This is a genomic window from Streptomyces palmae (assembly GCF_004684805.1).
GTDB lineage: Bacteria > Actinomycetota > Actinomycetes > Streptomycetales > Streptomycetaceae > Streptomyces > Streptomyces palmae.
This window is the reverse complement of the sequence record NZ_SRID01000774.1, coordinates 1-706: the sequence shown is the minus strand read 5'-3', so window position 1 is coordinate 706 and position 706 is coordinate 1. Positions and strand designations below refer to the sequence as shown.

At 76.1% G+C, this 706-nt stretch carries 1 protein-coding gene; it reads right to left on the bottom strand.

What is annotated here, in order from left to right; translation table 11 throughout:
* Positions 1-138: 138 nt before the first annotated feature.
* A complete protein-coding gene (locus E4099_RS32595; protein WP_135342672.1) occupies positions 139-429 on the bottom strand; it encodes a DUF2530 domain-containing protein in 291 nt (96 codons plus the stop codon).
* Positions 430-706: the final 277 nt, after the last annotated feature.

Genomic DNA, 706 nt, shown 5'->3' with positions numbered 1-706 from the left:
GTGTATAAGAGACAGGGATCACCCCGCGGTGCGGTGCCGGGGCGGTGCGGGGTCACCGGGCCCGGGGCAGCTCGCGATGCCGGGAGGGATCACCGGGGCTGGGTCCACCCCGCGGCGCGGGGTCGAGAGGATCGCGGATCAGCCGGCCGCGCCGGGCACCGTACCGCCGTCGCCTGCGGCCTCCGCCGCCGCATGCGCGCGGATGGCCGCGTCCCGCTTGCGTACGTACCAGATGCCGAGCAGTCCGAGGCCGCCGCCGGCCAGGCAGGTCCACAGCCACCACAGATGGCCGTGGTCGTCGAACCAGCCGTAGAACGGGAGCTGGACCAGGAAGAGGACGAACCACACGATGGTGCCGCCGGTGATGGTGGCGACGACATTGCCCTCCAGGGGCTCGGGCGCCTCGTGCTTGGGGGTCCACTTCGTCATGTGCACAGCTTACGGGCCGGGCACCGACCGCCCCGTGGCCGGGCGCCGGCCGATCCCTGGCCGGGCGCCGGCCGATCCCGGTCCGAGTGGCGGCCGAGCCCTGGCCGGGCGCCGGCCGATCCCGGTCCGGGCACCGACCGAGCCCTGGCCGGGCGACTGCCGATCCCGGTCCGGGTGGCGGGCCCGCACAGCGGCCGCGGGGGGCCGATCGGCTACCTCGGCGTCCCACCCCCGCCTCTCCGGAGGAGCCCCCGTGCCGAGGCCATCGGCGAACCCC